This window comes from Pseudomonas sp. 2822-17 (assembly GCF_002742485.1).
GTDB classification, from domain to species: Bacteria; Pseudomonadota; Gammaproteobacteria; order Pseudomonadales; family Pseudomonadaceae; genus Aquipseudomonas; species Aquipseudomonas cyclaminis.
The window spans coordinates 25401-39977 of the sequence record NZ_LJRZ01000395.1 but is presented as its reverse complement, the minus strand read 5'-3'; the positions used below and the strand labels follow the sequence as shown (position 1 = coordinate 39977).

Genomic DNA, 14577 nt, shown 5'->3' with positions numbered 1-14577 from the left:
CTCAGGAAGCGCGTTCAGAGGCCTTTTTCTTTTTTCTCGTTTTCCATCCAGCGGTCAACGCTGTAGTTCTTGATCCAGCCGTCATGGTTATGGCTGCCAAAAATATTGGTGCCGTTCGCCTTGTTACTGTCCAACGAGTCGAGCAAGCCTCGCTCAACCAAATTCTTGGTGATATACACCTGGTTCTCGCTGTATTTTTTCTTCGGGAACCCGGTCGCCGGATCCCGCACGGTCTGACCATTTTTATCCGTTTCGTCAGGGTCCTTGCTCATCTCGATAATCGTGTCTTTTTTTACATAGCGGTGCTTCTCAAAAAAGAAACTGTAGTCTTCCGACATATCGCGTATGTCATCAAACATGGCTCTGAATGCCTGGACCAGCTGCAGATCGGTTTTCGCATGGTACGGATCTGCGCTCTGGGTGTTGGGGTTGGTATTGCCAACCAATGAACCAGAGGCCTTGGACAGACTTTCAGCGGTGAGGTGTCGATCCTTTCCAAGCACCGCCTGGTTCAAACGCGGGCGGTTGACTGTCTCCCGAAACAGCATGATGACGCGCTCGGGGACCGCGCTGGTGCTCGGGTCCTCGCTCGCGATCTTGTGCATCGATTGCTGGGTCAGGTGCCCGTCTTCCTTGAATGCATCCAGTACTGGCAACTTCAGATTGTTACTCAAGTCGGTCGCCAGCAGGTGGTCGTCCGAACTGACGTAAGGATTCCCGACTTTCGACATGCCACCGTACATGTTCTGACCGTCAAAATGCCGGGCGGCACCGTTGGCGAATCGATCGGAATAAGGCTGTGCAACGGGGAGTGGCTTGCCCAGCGCACGCGAATCTACCGAAAATCGAGCATGCCCCCCGCCTCCCGGTAGCGCATCAGCGGCTTTCGGTACTGTACGTAATAAATCATTAACCCTGCTAATCATGGTTCTTCTCCACTAAATGTTGACTCCATCGCCTAAGCACTGACACAGGCTGAGTGGCGTTCATGCATCAGTGGTTCCTCCGAAAGGCCGAGCAAAATTCGACTAACTGTAACCATCTGCCCGCCCAGGGACCGACTCGCATCACCCCGGCATACTTAACGCTTGGGCAGCTTGAGCTTGCTCCAGATACTCGGGAAGAGTGAGCACGGCGAACTGGACGCCTGTTCTTCTGCCACCGTTCGAGCGCCCTTGTCGAAATCCTCGGCGGTAGGTGCCTTGAAGCTGCTCTTGGGCGACGACGTGAGATTGACCTGCGGGGGTGGCATGACCAGCGTCGCAGCGTTGTACTGGGCGTGGCGGGGTTCAAATGATGGCGAATTCATGGTCAAGACCTTATCCGGTAGATAAAGGCACCCGCCGATAGCCAGTGGCGGAGGTCGTTTTCTAAGCCGTGGCGTTGCGTAGATGATGTGTTCATGATTGAACGTGCGGCTCATGCATGCGCATTTTACTGCCGGGTGCCCCGTGCTGCGCGGCACGAGGCAGTCGGGGGGTCTAACCCAGCAGGCTCAGCAGCTTCAACAGTTCGGATCGCGTAGCCTTTCCGTCACGCAACGGTCCAAAAATATTGTCCATCAATCCACCCAGGTTCGAGCGCGCCATGACCTCCTTGGACAATTGGATGAGATGATCCCTATGCCGATCACCGGTCAAAGGTTGCGACGCGAGTTTTTCGAACGTACTCAGCTCTATTGAACGGTTCCAGAACCCCCCCTTCAACGCATTAAAATGCCTGAGCACGTCCAAGACGATGTCTTTGTCGGTGGCGAGTTTCAAGGGGTTGTCGGAACGCAGATAGCTCTTGATGTCATTCCTGGACAAGCGGTTATCCAATTCACCTGTCCGACCGTTTCGATCCAAGGCCTGCATCAGTTCCGGACGGCGCAACATCTCTCTTGCCAGGCGAATATTGCTGTCAATGTGCGGATTACCGGTCAATGGGCGAGCCGCCATATTGTGTACGCTTTGGGTCGTGACCTCTCGCGACGGCCATGGCCCCCGAAAGGCATCATAATTTTTCAATAACTGCTCGGCCAGTTGCTCTCCAGTTCGCTTGGAATAATGAGGATCCGGCAGCGAGGGATTCGGACGCGGTGGCGGGCCTGGATTTGGTCGCACGCCCTCAGGCAGCGGACGCGCCGGTGGGCCCGGATTTGGCCGCACCCCCTCCGGAAGCGGACGTAACGGTGGGCCCGGGCGCAAGTGGCCGTGACACGGTGCCGGGTGCCTCGGTGCACTATCAAACATCAGCCCGGATTGGCGGCCTTGAGTGTTGAAGGTCACGCCTACCGTCTGCTGGCGATTTGCAGGCGGATGAGGTTGCGCAGGACCGGACGGGGCACCTGCGTGTGTGTCGTGATTGGGGGACTGTGTAGCAGGTTGGTTGAGTACTGATACCGACATTGAGCTCTCCAGTTCGGTTTTTTCAGGCGCCTCACCTCGCGGACCCAGCCCTCGACGTCAACTAACCGTCAAAAAAACCAGCGCAAGCAGGCTCTTTCTGTGTGGCAGAACAGGGGAAGTCGGTTCCTGAAAGTGCTGAAGTTTTCCAATACCTCGTAGGAAGAGCCCATACAGGCGCGTGCCGTGCAACCTGTGCATGGCCGCCCCTGGTCGGGAGGGGCGGCGACATCTGGATGTCAGCGCAGAATCAAAACCCGACGCTCGCCTGCACAAAGAACGTACGCGGCTCGCCCAGGTACAGCCCGGCGTTGTTGTCGCTGGAGCGCGTGTAGTGCTGCTGGTCAAACAGGTTTTTCACGCCCACGCCCAGTTTCAGGTTCGACAGGTGCTCGCCGAAGTCATACCCGCTGCGCACGTTGACTGAAACATAACCGGGGATATCACCGTATTGGCCGTCTGCCGTGCCTTGGGTGACGTAGGTGCTGGTGGTGCCCGGTGCGCGCTGGCCGGACTGGGCGTAAACGTCCAGGTTATGGGTCCAGCGGTTGACGTCGTAGCGCAGGCCCAACGTGGCCACTTCCCGTGAATACAACGGCAGGTCACGGCCCTTGAAGGGTACGTCACCTTCGGAGGTGGCCTTGGTGTAGGTAAAACCGGCATTGGCGGTCAGGCCGTCCAGGCGTGGGTCCAGGTTCGACAGGTCATAGTGAGCCGACGCTTCGATGCCGGTGTGCTTGGTGGCGCCCAAGTTGGTCCAGCCCACGGCATTGCTGACGTATTGCAGTTCATCCGAGAAGTCGATGTAGAAGTACGTCAGTTCGCCGCCCCACACGCTGTCGTTGTAGCGAGTACCGACCTCGTAAGTCTTGGCCTTTTCCGGGTTCAGGCCGTTGGCGGTCTGGTCGCCGGTTCCGCCCTGGCCCAGTTGGAAGTACTGCAGGCTGCCGAAAGACGTTTCGTAGTTGGCGAACAGCTTCCAGGCATCGGAGAGGTGGTACATCACGCTCAGGGCCGGCAGGGGCTCGTTGTTGTGGACCTCGCGGCGTTTTTCCGAGGTGCGGGTGCCGTTCAGTGCAACCACTGGGCGGTCGTGCCACTCGGTGCGGATATCTTCGAAGCGAATTCCAGGCGTCACCGTCCACTTGCCGATATCGATTTTGTTATCAATATAGAACGCGTTGGCTTCGGTACCGCCTGTGCGGTCTTGATACACGTGGCCGTCACTCTGCCCTCCCGGTGTCGGCACGTTGTTGATCAGGTTCAGGCTGGTGGCCTGCTCATGCATGCCTTCTTTGAGGTAGCGATAACCGACGCTGACTTCCTGGGTGCTGGGGCCCACATCGAACACATGGGACACCCGCGGCTCGATGCCGAACGTGTAGTAGGTGCGCGGGTAGGAACCCAGGGTCGCGAGGTCGCGGTTGGCGATGTTGCTGCCACGGAAACTGTCGGAGTAGTAGGTCAGCACTTCGGCCTGGGTACGGTCGTCGATCTGCCGGATGTACTTGAAGGACACATCCTTGCGCCGCCCGCTGAAATTGTCCCAGTCGCGCACCGACTGGTACGGGTTGGCGTCGAACTGCTTCTGGGTGAGGCCGCCGGGCATGTCGGCGCTGGCGTCGTAGTAGTGGAAGTTCAGCGAGAAGTCGTCTTGATCGGTGGGTGCCCAGTGGGTCTTGAGGATTACGTCGTCGATGTCGTTGGAGTTGTTGCTGTTGCGATAACCGTTGCCATTGACCCCGGAGTACAGCAGCGCAACGCCGATGCCGTTGTCGGCCGTGCCGCCGATGAAGGCGTTCTCGATGTGCTTCCAACCACCATGGGCGGAGGTTTGCAGGGTGGTGCCGACCTCGCCGGAAAATGTCTGCGGGATCGCACGGGTCACGAAGTTGATCACGCCGCCGACGTTCTGCGGCCCATAACGCACGGAGCCGGCGCCACGCACCACGTCGATGCTGTCCAGGTTACCGGCGGAAATCGGCGCCATCGACAGCTGTGGCTGGCCGTACGGCGCGAACGCCGCCGGCACGCCATCGATCAGCACCGTGGAGCGTGGCGACAGGCGTGACGTCAGGCCGCGCACGCCGACGTTGAGGGAAATATCGCTGCCGCCGGTGCCGTTGGATTCCTGCACCTGCACGCCAGGCACGCGACGCAGCACGTCACCGACGTTCATCGCGCCCTGCTCCACCATGGCTTCACGGCGAATCACCGTGCGCGCGCCAGGATGGTTTTGCACCACTTCGGCGTTGGCATCGCCGAGCCAGTCGCCGACCACTCGGATGTCGGTGGCGCCCAGTTCCACGGGAGAACCGGCCTCACCCGTGCCGACGCTCAGCGGGCGCAGGGTCACGGAACCGGCGTCGATCTGATAGTCCAGGCCACTGCCTTGCAGCAGTTGGCGCAGGGCTTGTTCGGGAGAGAGGTTGCCGTCGACAGCAGGTGACTGTTTGCCCGCGACCATGTCGGGGCTGAAAAACACCTGCAAGGACGTTTGCTGGCCCAACTGGCTCAGCGCCGCGCCCAGGGGCTGGGCCTGGATATGGATAGCGTCGGCCGCATAGGCTGCAGGCAGTGCGGCGCTGACGGCAAGTGCCAGGGCCAATGGCGCCCAACGGGAGATTTTATTGTTGTTAACGGCGAGTATTTTCACGTCTGACCCAGTCCTGTGATCGCAAGAGTATGCGGCTGTTAATGCAAACCAGTTGCAGCTGCAGGAGAAGACGATGGGCGCGGAGAAAACCTGAACCTCAGCGTGAAATAATTTCCTGGCTGCCATCCGGCAGGGTTCGCAGGGTTACCGGCAGGATGTGCGGCAATGCTTTGAGCAAGGCATCGGTGTCGTTGGCCTTGAACACGCTGGTCAGCCGCAGGTTACCGACGGCAGGCGAGCTGACGCGTAGCGGTTGCTCGCGGTAGCGCGACACTTCCCGCGCCACTTCCCCCAGCGTCGCGTTGTTGAACACCAGTTTGCCGCTGCGCCAGGCCGTCAGCTCATCGGTATTCACGGCGTAGGACGCCGCCACCAGCCCTTTGCGGTCCACATGCGTCCCCAGGCCCGCCGTCAGTGTCACCATCTCATCCGGTGAACGCCCTTGGACCTTCACGGTGCCGACCTCAACCATCACCCGGGTCTGGTCGTCATCGCGGCGCACATCAAAGCGCGTGCCGGTGACCGTCACCTGCCCTGCCCCGGCCGCGACCACAAAGGGGCGGCTGGTGTCGTGCTCGACGCTGAACATGGCTTCGCCCTGTTTAAGCTCCACACCGCGCCGGCTTTTTTCGTAGTGCACCGCCACCACGCTGCGGCTGTTCAACTCCATCACCGAACCGTCCGGCAGTGCCACCTGGCGATGCTCACCCAGGCGCGTGCTGAACTCGGCACTGTAGGGCTTCGGATGATCAAGGCCACTGAACAGGCCCAGCCCCAGGGCAATCGCGACCACACTGGCCGCGACGGCATAACGCAGCACGGCCCGCCGCTTGGGAGGCGCCTCGCATAACGCCTGCAAACGGGCCTTGGGCAGCAGGTCGGTGGCACTCCACAGGCCTTGCAGCACATCGAATTCATACTGGTGTTCGGGGCTTTCAGCGCGCCAGGCGTCGAAACGCTGGCGCTCGGTGGCGTCCAGCTCGGCGTCTTGCAGGCGTACAAACCATTGCGCGGCTTCATCGCGGGCACGGCTATCCATCATGGAAGGTCCTGTTTCAGAGCGAGCTTGAGTCATGGGGCCAGCGCGTCCAGGCGGTCACGCAGATGCCGCAGGGTGCGGATCATATACTTTTCCACCATGTTCTTGGACAATCCCAGGCGTTCGGCGATTTCCTGCTGGGTGAGGCCCTCGATTTTCTGCCAGATAAAAATCTTGCGGCAGTTGAGCGGTAACTCGGCCAAGGCCCGCTCGATGGATTGCGCCAATTGGATCGCGTGCATGGCATGCTCCGGGTCGCCACTGTGGGGTGAGCGCTGATCAAAGTCTTCCAGGGCGATGGCGTCGCGGCGGTCCTCGCGGCGGTAGGCGTCCACCGCGATGTTGCGCGCCGTTTGATGCAAATAGGCGCGCGGTTGCGTGATGTCGGTGGAGGTGGACTCAAGCACCCGCACAAAGGTGTCGTGGGCCAGGTCTTCGGCCTGCTGACGGTTTCTCAGGCGGCGCGTCCAGGTTCCGATCAACTCTTCGTAGTGCTCGAAAAAGCCTGTTCTGCGGGGCGGCTGAGGGATCATCGCGGAAGCACTGGGGAGGCGGGGCGTGAATAGTAATGCTTCCTATTAAGTCGAGCAATTGCTACCTGTCGCCCGCCGGCTGCCCCGTGGATGAACTTACCTTGTGCGCCATCAGTCAGCTAACTGAACTCATCAATTAACAGGCTGGGTGGGCAATGCACATCTCGTTGGAGCAACAAGTGGCACTGGTGACGGGCGCCAGTTCCGGAATCGGCGCTGGCGCGGCCAAGGCCCTCGCGCAGGCCGGGGCTGCGGTGGTGCTGAACTACAACCGCCAGGCCGCCCCGGCGCAAGCACTGGCGGCGCAGATCAACGCCGACGGCGGCCGGGCGATTGCCCTTGGCGCCGACGTGTCCAAAGAGGCCGATGTAGAACGGCTGTTCGCCCAGACCCTCGATGCGTTCGGCCACTTGGATATCCTGGTGGCCAACTCCGGCATGCAGAAGGACGCCGCCGTGGTCGACATGACCCTCGACGACTGGAACAGCGTGATCGGCGTCAATCTCACCGGCCAGTTCCTCTGTGCCCGCGCCGCGCTGCGTATCTTCAACCGCCAGGGCATCCGTGAAGGTGTGTCGCGGGCGGCGGGCAAAATCATCCACATGAGTTCGGTGCACCAACTGATCCCCTGGGCCGGGCATGTGAATTACGCCGCGTCCAAAGGCGGCGTGGAGATGCTGATGCGCAGCCTCGCCCAGGAAGTCAGCGAGCAGCGCATCCGCATCAACGGCATCGCGCCAGGGGCGATTCGCACGGCGATCAACCGCGCCGCCACCGAAGGCGTGGCGGAAAAAGAGCTGCTCAAGTTAATTCCATATGGCCGCATCGGCGATGTGGAAGACGTGGCCAACGCCGTGGTCTGGCTGGCCAGCGACGCCTCCGACTATGTGGTCGGCAGCACCTTGTTCATTGATGGCGGCATGAGCCTGTATCCGGAGTTTCGTGGCAATGGTTGATTTGAAGAAGGTTGATTTTAAAAACGAAGCCCAGAGCGCCATCGATGCCCACGGCATCATCGGCGACATGCGCAGCGCCGCGCTGGTGAACGATAAAGGCAGCATCGACTTTTTCTGCTGGCCGGAATTCGACAGCCCGTCGATCTTTTGCGCGCTGCTCGACACCCCCGACGCCGGCATCTTCCAACTCACGCCTGACCTGCCCAACGCCCGCCGCGAACAGATCTACCTGCCGGACACCAATGTGCTGCAAACCCGCTGGCTCAGCGATGAAGCCGTGGTGGAAATCACCGACCTGCTCAGCATCAGCGAAGAAGTCGATGACCTGCCCCTGCTGATCCGCCGGATACGCGTGGTCAGCGGCCAGGCCAACATTCACCTGCGCTGCGCCGTGCGCCACGACTATGCACGCACGCCAACCACCGCGTCCCTCGATAACGGCACTGTGTGCTTCAACGCCGATGGCCAGCCCGGTATGCGTCTGTCGAGCAGCCATCCATTGCAACTCGAAGACAACGCGGCCGTGGCGAGCTTTACCCTGACTCAGGAAGAAGGCGCCGAATTTGTCCTCGGCGGCCAGGACGATGAACGTGTCGACAGTCGCTGTACCGACCTGGCGCTCGCTCACACCTTGAAGTTCTGGCGTGGCTGGATCGCCCAATCGAACTACCGCGGGCGCTGGCGCGAAATGGTCAACCGCTCGGCGTTGGCGCTCAAACTTCTGACCTCGCGCAAACACGGCGCAATCATTGCTGCCGCCACCTTCGGGCTGCCGGAATCACCCGGCGGCGAGCGCAACTGGGACTACCGCTACACCTGGATCCGCGATGCGTCGTTTACCGTCTACGCCTTTATGCGCCTGGGCTTTGTCGACGAGGCCAATGCCTACATGCGTTGGCTCAAGGGCCGGGTCAGCGACTGCTGCGGCCAACCGACCAAAATCAACATCCTGTATGGCATCGACGGTCGCCAGGAGTTGCCTGAAACCCACTTGGATCACCTGAGTGGCCACGGTGGCGCCAGGCCGGTGCGCATCGGCAATGAGGCGGTCGACCAGATCCAGCTGGATATTTATGGGGAGTTGATGGACGCGGTGTACCTCGTCAACAAGTACGGCGAAGCCATCTCCCACGAGGGCTGGAAACACACGGTAGAAGTCGTCGATCAGGTCTGCGAAATCTGGGACCAGAAAGACGTGGGCATCTGGGAAATGCGCGGCGAGCAACACCACTTCCTGCATTCGCGACTGATGTGCTGGGTGGCCCTGGACCGCGCAATCCGCCTGGCTTCCAAACGCTCGTTGCCGGCGCCGTTTGCGCGCTGGGACAAGACGCGCCAGGCGATCTACGCCGACATCTGGAGCAACTTCTGGAACGACGAACGCGGGCATTTTGTGCAGCACATCGGCAGCACGGCGCTGGACGGTTCGATGCTGCTGATGCCACTGGTGCGCTTCGTCGCGGCCACCGACCCGCGTTGGTTGAGCACCCTGGACGCGATCCAGAAAAGCCTGGTGCGTGACGGCATGGTCTACCGCTACCGCAACGACGACAGCCAGATCGACGGCCTGCAAGGTACCGAAGGCGCATTTACCGCGTGCTCGTTCTGGTACGTCGAATGCCTGGCCCGCGCCGGCCAGGTGGAGAAAGCCCACCTGGAATTCGAACAACTGTTGCGCTACGCCAACCCACTGGGGCTGTACGCCGAAGAGTTCGACAGCCATGCACGGCATCTGGGCAACACGCCACAAGCGTTGAGCCATTTGGCGCTGATCAGCGCGGCGACGTTCCTGGACCGCAAGTTGAGTGGGGAGAAAACGGTGTGGCAACCTTGAGAGCTGGTCGGTAAGGCGCCGATGCATCGCACTCCAAATGCGTGGCGCATTGACCGACACACACTCAAGGGCTGACACACGATTCTGTGGTGAGCGGGCTTGCCCCGCTCACCACAGAAGCCCGCTCACCACAGGGGGCTTGCTTCCCTTCAAATGTACTAACGCTGGCCAACCACGGAGCCCAACCATGACCCTGACCGCCCGATTGCACCACGTGCAAACCTCCGTGCTCGACATCCACTACGAGGCCCACGGTCCTGCCGATGGCGAGCCGGTGATCCTGCTGCATGGTTTCCCTTACGACCCGCGTGCTTATGACGCGATTGCGCCGGTGCTCGCCGAGCGCGGCTGCCGGGTGTTGGTGCCGTATCTGCGCGGTTATGGGCCAACGCGATTTATCAACGCGCAGGCCATGCGTTCCGGGCAACAGGCGGCGTTGGCCAAGGATCTGCTGGATTTCATGGATACTCTATGCATCGCGCAGGCCACGCTGGCGGGTTATGACTGGGGCGGGCGCGCCGCGTGTATCGTTGCCGCGCTGTGGCCGCAGCGGGTACGCGGGCTGGTGACCGGGGACGGCTACAACATCCAGGACATTGCCAAGTCGCCCACGCCTCGGGCGCCGGTGACGGAGCATCGGTTGTGGTACCAGTATTACTTTCATACCCAGCGCGGTGTGGACGGGTTGACCGCCAACCGCCGCGAACTCTGCGAACTGCTGTGGTCGCTATGGTCACCGTCCTGGGCCGAGGGGCCGGCTCTGTATGGGCAGACCGCACCGTCCTTCGATAACCCGGACTTTGTCGAGGTGGTGATTCACTCCTACCGCCACCGTTTCATGTACGCGCCCGGCGATCCGGCGCTGGAAGCCATCGAGCAGGCGCTGGCGCTGCAACCGGCGATCTCGGTGCCGAGCATCTCGTTGTGCGGTGCCGATGACGGCGTAGGCCCGCCGCCGGAAGAGGACGACGACCTGGAGCACTTCAGCGGTTTTTACCGACGCCAGGTGTTGCCCGGCGTGGGCCACAATATTCCCCAGGAAGCACCGCAAGCCACCCTTGATGCCGTGCTGGAATTGCTCGCCTACGACACCGCTGAAAAGCGCTCGCGATAGGCTTGGGGCGTGACCGACAAGGCCCGCAAAAAGCTGCGGCGCAGGGTTTCTTCACAACCAAACCCGCACTGCACGGCGATGCGTTTGATTGACGCGTTGCTGTCCGCCAATTGCCGGCGGGCGGTTTCGACGCGGATCAGTTCGACGGCGCGCGCGGGGGTCTGCCCGGTTTCGGCGCGGTAGTGGCGCACGAAGCTGCGCTCGCTCATGCCGGCCTGGGCGGCCAGGGTCGCAATGTTCAACTCCAGGGTGAGGTTTTCGGCCATCCAGGCGTGCAATTCGGCGAAGCGGCTGTCGCCCTTTTGCAGCGACAGGGTCACGCTGAATTGCGATTGGCCGCCGGGCCGCTTGAGAAACACCACCAGGTGCCGCGCCACTTCCAGCGCGACTGCGCCGCCGAGGTCTTCTTCCACCAAGGCCAGGCACAGGTCGATGCCGGCGGTCACACCGGCCGACGTCCACACCGCGCCCTGCTGGATGAAGATCGGGTTGGACTCCACCGTCAGCGAAGGAAACCTGCGCGCCAGCTCTTCGCAGCGCGTCCAGTGGGTCGCCACGCGGCAGCCGTCGAGCATGCCGCTGGCGGCGAGCAAAAAGGCGCCCGTGCACACCGAGGTCATGCGCCGGGTGTGCCGGGCCTTTTCCCGCACCCAGTCCACCAGTGCGAGGTCTTCAGAAGCGCCGTACACACCCCAGCCGCCGGCGATCACCAAGGTGTCGCACGGCGCATCGACGGCGGGCAACGGCTCGGCCACCAGGGCCAGGCCCGCAGAGGTCATCACCGGTTCACGCTGGGCGGCGATCACCGAGACGGCGTAAGGCAACGGCAGGCCGCGCTGGCGGGCCAAGTCATTGGCGGAGGCGAACACCTGCAACGGCCCGGTCACGTCGAGCACCTGGGCGTTATCGAAAGCGAGGACGTGGACAATTCTGGGCATGATTGGCGTGATTCGTGGGGTCAATGGCGTATTCGCCAAAGCCTAGGCCTCTAGAGTGAAGCCGTCCACCCCTTATCGGAGCATTCTTGATGACCTTGCAGATCGGCTTTGTGTTGTTTCCCGGCATCCAGCAACTGGACCTGACCGGCCCTTATGACGTGCTGGGCTCGCTGCCGGATGTGAAGTTGCACCTGGTGTGGAAAGACCTGGCGCCGGTCACGTCCAGCACCGGGTTGGTGTTCACACCGACCACCGCCTATGCCGACTGCCCCAACCTGGATGTGCTCTGCGTGCCCGGCGGTTCCGGCGTCGGCGCGCTGATGGAAGACCCGGCCACCCTGGACTTCCTCAAGGCCCAGGCCCAGACCGCGCGCTACGTGACCTCGGTGTGTACCGGCTCGCTGGTACTCGGCGCGGCGGGCCTGCTGCGCGGCCGCAAGGCCACCACCCACTGGGCCTACCACGACATGCTCGCGCCGCTCGGCGCCATCCCGGTGCAGGAGCGCGTGGTGCGTGACGGCAACCTGTTTACCGGGGGCGGGATCACGGCGGGGATCGACTTCGCGCTGGTCCTGGCGGCTGAGTTGTACAGCGAAGCGGCGGCGCAACTGGTGCAGTTGCAGATCGAATATGCACCGGCCCCGCCGTTCGAGTCGGGCAGCCCCCAGACGGCGCCCGCCCATGTGCTGGAAGAGGCGAAGAAGCGCACGGTGGAATCGCGCCGGGTGCGCGGCGAGATCACCGCACGGGCGGCGGCGCGGTTGGGCTGACGCTGTAGCGGGCAAGGCTTGCCCTGATGCCAGTCAGTTGGGGCGCGACATCACCGCCAGGCGCACGGCGAGCAGCATCAGTACCGTCGCCAGACCCCACTTCTGCAGCCAGGGGCTGTGTGTGCGCCTGGCAAAGAACCGGCTGAGCCCGCCACCAAAACACCCCAGCAGTGCGTGAAACACACCGGCGATCACGGTCAGCACGCCGCCAAGCACCAGCAATTGCAGGGCGATAGGCCCGGCCTCGGGCCTTACGAACTGCGGCAGGAACACCAGAAAAAACAGCAATGCCTTGGGGTTGAGCAAGCTATTGAGCATCGCCTGCCAACCTACTCGGCCCAAGGGCACACGGTTGATGTGGGCCATGCCCAGACCAGGGCTTTTCTGCAAGGTCTTGAACACCAGCCACAACAGGTAGATCACCCCTGCATACCGGATCACATCAAAGGATGGCGGCCAACTGGCGACCAGCGCCGTCACCCCGCTGGCGGTCAATACCGTCAGCAGCAGGTCCGCCACAATGATGCCCAGCGCCGACGCTATTCCACCGCGCCAGCCGTGGGTCACGCCGTGGCTGACAACAAAGGCCATGTTCGGTCCCGGAGACAGCAGCAACAGCACCACTGCACCGGAAAATATCGCCAGGGTCGTCACGTCGATCATGCTCAGCCCTCCGTCGGGAAAGCACGCAGCCTAATCGGCCGGCCTTGGGCAAACAAAAAATTGTGCTGGATACAATGCCCCCCGGTGATTGCTCATTGCCACGGCCAACGTCTAGAATGCGAAACATTATCAATTAAGACTGCTGCGCCAGGATGCCCATGTCGAGCGATCACCCACTGGACCATGCCGCTATCGGCCAGCTGTACCATGCCCATCATTCCTGGCTGCGTAGCTGGTTGAGCCGGCGCACCGGTTGCCGCGAGCATGCCGCCGACCTGGCCCAGGAAACCTTCGTGCGCCTGCTAAATGCGCGCAAGCAGCAGACGGTGCAGCAGCCCCGCGCGTACCTGAGCAGCATCGCGCGCAGCCTGATGATCGACCAGTACCGCCGCCGTGAACTGGAGCGCGCCTACCTGGAAAGCCTCGCGCATTTCCCGCAGGTGCAAGTGCCGTCGGAGGAAACCCGGCGGTTGATCCTCGACAGCCTGGAACGTATCGACCGCCTGCTCGACCAACTCAAGCCACGTGTGCGCGAGGCGTTCCTGCTGGCCCAACTCGACGGCCTGACCTGCGCACAGATCGCCCTGCGCCTGAACGTATCCAAGGCCACCGTGGAACGCGACCTGGCCAAGGCACTGCACGCCTGTTATCGGTTGCGATATGCCGAACGATGACCCGCGCCTGGTCGACCAAGCCATCCAGTGGATGATCACACTGCGCTTCAACACCGCCGACGATGCCAGCACCGCCGCATTTGACCGTTGGCTGCACACCAGCGCCGAACACCAGCAGGTGTGGCAGCGGGTGGCGACCATGAATGACGATTTCAGCCAGTTGCCGGCCCAGGTTGGGCGCCATGCCCTGCGCGGTGCGCGCCAACGCATCAGCCGCCGTGACGGCTTGAAACTGCTCGGGCTGGTGGCCGGCACGGCTGGTTTGACCTGGCTTGGCCGCGACTACACGCCGCTGCCCGCCATGCTGGCCGATTACCGCACCGTCACCGGGGAACGGCGCTGGGTGGCGCTGAACGATGGCAGCCACATCCAGCTCAACAGCGCCAGTGCCTTCGATACGGCGTTTGATCAGGAGCGGCGCCTGGTGCACTTGCGCCAGGGTGAAATCCTGGTCAATACCGGCGGCGACAGCCGCCCCTTCTGGGTGCAGACCCGCGACGGTTACCTGCGCGCCCTCGGCACCCGTTTCCTGGTGCGTGAAGACGCCCAAGGCACGTTGCTCGCCGTGCAACAGGGCACGGTGGCGCTGTTTGCAGGCCGCCATGACGCCAGCGCCCGGCAGTTGATCCAGCCGGGCGAACAGGTGCTGTTCGACCGCCATGGCATTCGCCCTCCCCGCGCCAATGGCCTGGACCCTTGGGCCTGGAGCGACGGCGTGATCTGCGCCCACAACATGCGCCTGGATGACTTCCTTGCCGAGCTGGGACGTTATCGCAACGGCCTGCTACGTTGCAGCGAAGCGGTCGCCGGGATGCGCGTGTCGGGCACCTATCAGTTGGACGATACCGATCAAGTGCTCAGCCTGGTGGCGCATTCGCTCAAGGTCGACGTCACCTACCGCAGCCGTTATTGGGTGACCGTCTCGCCCCGCGTATAACCCGTCAAAAATAAATGAGGTGAATTCGCATTGCCGCTCGACCTGTAAGGAAAGGCCGATCAACAGGCCGGTTCTG

General features: G+C 62.1%; 14 protein-coding genes. 6 read left to right on the top strand and 8 right to left on the bottom strand.

Annotation, left to right across the window (positions count from 1 at the left end; genetic code table 11):
- Positions 1–14: 14 nt before the first annotated feature.
- The 6 genes from AOA60_RS13580 to AOA60_RS13555 all read right to left on the bottom strand — a co-directional run bounded on the left by AOA60_RS13580 (position 15) and on the right by AOA60_RS13555 (position 6615).
- Entirely contained in the window at positions 15–926 is a 912-nt protein-coding gene (locus tag AOA60_RS13580; RefSeq protein ID WP_256592830.1) for a hypothetical protein, read from the bottom strand.
- A 155-nt stretch (positions 927–1081) separates the two neighbouring features.
- The gene (locus AOA60_RS13575) at positions 1082–1309 is read right to left on the bottom strand and encodes a hypothetical protein (RefSeq protein ID WP_099584861.1); all 228 of its coding nucleotides are present in this window, start codon (positions 1307–1309) and stop codon (positions 1082–1084) included.
- 172 nt (positions 1310–1481) lie between these two features.
- Positions 1482–1940: a hypothetical protein gene (locus tag AOA60_RS13570; protein WP_256592829.1), complete on the bottom strand. Its 459-nt coding sequence runs from the start codon at positions 1938–1940 to the stop codon at positions 1482–1484.
- Positions 1941–2637: 697 nt separating this feature from the next.
- The gene (locus AOA60_RS13565) at positions 2638–5043 is read right to left on the bottom strand and encodes a TonB-dependent receptor (RefSeq protein ID WP_099584860.1); all 2406 of its coding nucleotides are present in this window, start codon (positions 5041–5043) and stop codon (positions 2638–2640) included.
- 97 nt (positions 5044–5140) lie between these two features.
- Positions 5141–6085 (bottom strand): FecR family protein, encoded by a 945-nt coding sequence (locus AOA60_RS13560; protein WP_099584859.1) that lies wholly within the window; start codon positions 6083–6085, stop codon positions 5141–5143.
- A gap of 29 nt (positions 6086–6114) precedes the next feature.
- Positions 6115–6615, bottom strand: coding sequence for a sigma-70 family RNA polymerase sigma factor (locus AOA60_RS13555; RefSeq protein ID WP_099584858.1), 501 nt, complete (start codon positions 6613–6615; stop codon positions 6115–6117).
- 155 nt (positions 6616–6770) lie between these two features.
- Between AOA60_RS13555 and AOA60_RS13550 the strand changes: the two genes are divergently transcribed.
- The 3 genes from AOA60_RS13550 to AOA60_RS13540 all read left to right on the top strand — a co-directional run bounded on the left by AOA60_RS13550 (position 6771) and on the right by AOA60_RS13540 (position 10519).
- The gene (locus AOA60_RS13550) at positions 6771–7571 is read left to right on the top strand and encodes a glucose 1-dehydrogenase (protein ID WP_099584857.1); all 801 of its coding nucleotides are present in this window, start codon (positions 6771–6773) and stop codon (positions 7569–7571) included.
- Positions 7564–9405, top strand: coding sequence for a glycoside hydrolase family 15 protein (locus AOA60_RS13545; protein ID WP_099584856.1), 1842 nt, complete (start codon positions 7564–7566; stop codon positions 9403–9405). Before AOA60_RS13550 ends, AOA60_RS13545 begins: the two co-directional genes overlap by 8 nt.
- Positions 9406–9592: 187 nt before the next feature.
- Positions 9593–10519 carry an alpha/beta fold hydrolase gene (locus AOA60_RS13540; protein ID WP_099584855.1) on the top strand — a complete coding sequence of 309 codons (927 nt, stop codon included), beginning with the start codon at positions 9593–9595 and terminating at the stop codon, positions 10517–10519.
- Here AOA60_RS13540 and AOA60_RS13535 read toward each other — a convergent pair.
- Positions 10489–11457, bottom strand: a complete 969-nt coding sequence (locus tag AOA60_RS13535; RefSeq protein WP_099584854.1) for a GlxA family transcriptional regulator — start codon at positions 11455–11457, stop codon at positions 10489–10491. The two genes, AOA60_RS13540 and AOA60_RS13535, sit on opposite strands and share 31 nt — an antisense overlap.
- An 89-nt stretch (positions 11458–11546) precedes the next feature.
- Between AOA60_RS13535 and AOA60_RS13530 the strand changes: the two genes are divergently transcribed.
- The gene (locus AOA60_RS13530) at positions 11547–12227 is read left to right on the top strand and encodes a DJ-1/PfpI family protein (protein ID WP_099584853.1); all 681 of its coding nucleotides are present in this window, start codon (positions 11547–11549) and stop codon (positions 12225–12227) included.
- A 33-nt stretch (positions 12228–12260) separates the two neighbouring features.
- Here the strand turns inward: AOA60_RS13530 and AOA60_RS13525 are convergent, their stop codons facing one another.
- Entirely contained in the window at positions 12261–12890 is a 630-nt protein-coding gene (locus AOA60_RS13525) for a LysE family translocator (RefSeq protein WP_099584852.1), read from the bottom strand.
- A 158-nt stretch (positions 12891–13048) separates the two neighbouring features.
- On the opposite strand from AOA60_RS13525, the gene AOA60_RS13520 reads away from it, so the two are divergent.
- Both AOA60_RS13520 and AOA60_RS13515 read left to right on the top strand, forming a co-directional pair.
- Positions 13049–13564 carry a sigma-70 family RNA polymerase sigma factor gene (locus tag AOA60_RS13520; RefSeq protein ID WP_099584851.1) on the top strand — a complete coding sequence of 172 codons (516 nt, stop codon included), beginning with the start codon at positions 13049–13051 and terminating at the stop codon, positions 13562–13564.
- The gene (locus AOA60_RS13515) at positions 13551–14501 is read left to right on the top strand and encodes a FecR domain-containing protein (RefSeq protein ID WP_099584850.1); all 951 of its coding nucleotides are present in this window, start codon (positions 13551–13553) and stop codon (positions 14499–14501) included. Before AOA60_RS13520 ends, AOA60_RS13515 begins: the two co-directional genes overlap by 14 nt.
- The last annotated feature ends 76 nt before the right edge of the window (positions 14502–14577 follow it).

Coding starts and splice junctions, on each gene's coding strand:
- AOA60_RS13580 (WP_256592830.1), bottom strand. CDS start 926: ATGATTAGCAGGGTTAATGATTTATTACGTACAGTACCGAAAGCCGCT.
- AOA60_RS13575 (WP_099584861.1), bottom strand. CDS start 1,309: ATGAATTCGCCATCATTTGAACCCCGCCACGCCCAGTACAACGCTGCG.
- AOA60_RS13570 (WP_256592829.1), bottom strand. CDS start 1,940: ATGGCGGCTCGCCCATTGACCGGTAATCCGCACATTGACAGCAATATT.
- AOA60_RS13560 (WP_099584859.1), bottom strand. CDS start 6,085: ATGATGGATAGCCGTGCCCGCGATGAAGCCGCGCAATGGTTTGTACGC.
- AOA60_RS13555 (WP_099584858.1), bottom strand. CDS start 6,615: ATGATCCCTCAGCCGCCCCGCAGAACAGGCTTTTTCGAGCACTACGAA.
- AOA60_RS13550 (WP_099584857.1), top strand. CDS start 6,771: ATGCACATCTCGTTGGAGCAACAAGTGGCACTGGTGACGGGCGCCAGT.
- AOA60_RS13545 (WP_099584856.1), top strand. CDS start 7,564: ATGGTTGATTTGAAGAAGGTTGATTTTAAAAACGAAGCCCAGAGCGCC.
- AOA60_RS13540 (WP_099584855.1), top strand. CDS start 9,593: ATGACCCTGACCGCCCGATTGCACCACGTGCAAACCTCCGTGCTCGAC.
- AOA60_RS13535 (WP_099584854.1), bottom strand. CDS start 11,457: ATGCCCAGAATTGTCCACGTCCTCGCTTTCGATAACGCCCAGGTGCTC.
- AOA60_RS13530 (WP_099584853.1), top strand. CDS start 11,547: ATGACCTTGCAGATCGGCTTTGTGTTGTTTCCCGGCATCCAGCAACTG.
- AOA60_RS13525 (WP_099584852.1), bottom strand. CDS start 12,890: ATGATCGACGTGACGACCCTGGCGATATTTTCCGGTGCAGTGGTGCTG.
- AOA60_RS13520 (WP_099584851.1), top strand. CDS start 13,049: ATGTCGAGCGATCACCCACTGGACCATGCCGCTATCGGCCAGCTGTAC.
- AOA60_RS13515 (WP_099584850.1), top strand. CDS start 13,551: ATGCCGAACGATGACCCGCGCCTGGTCGACCAAGCCATCCAGTGGATG.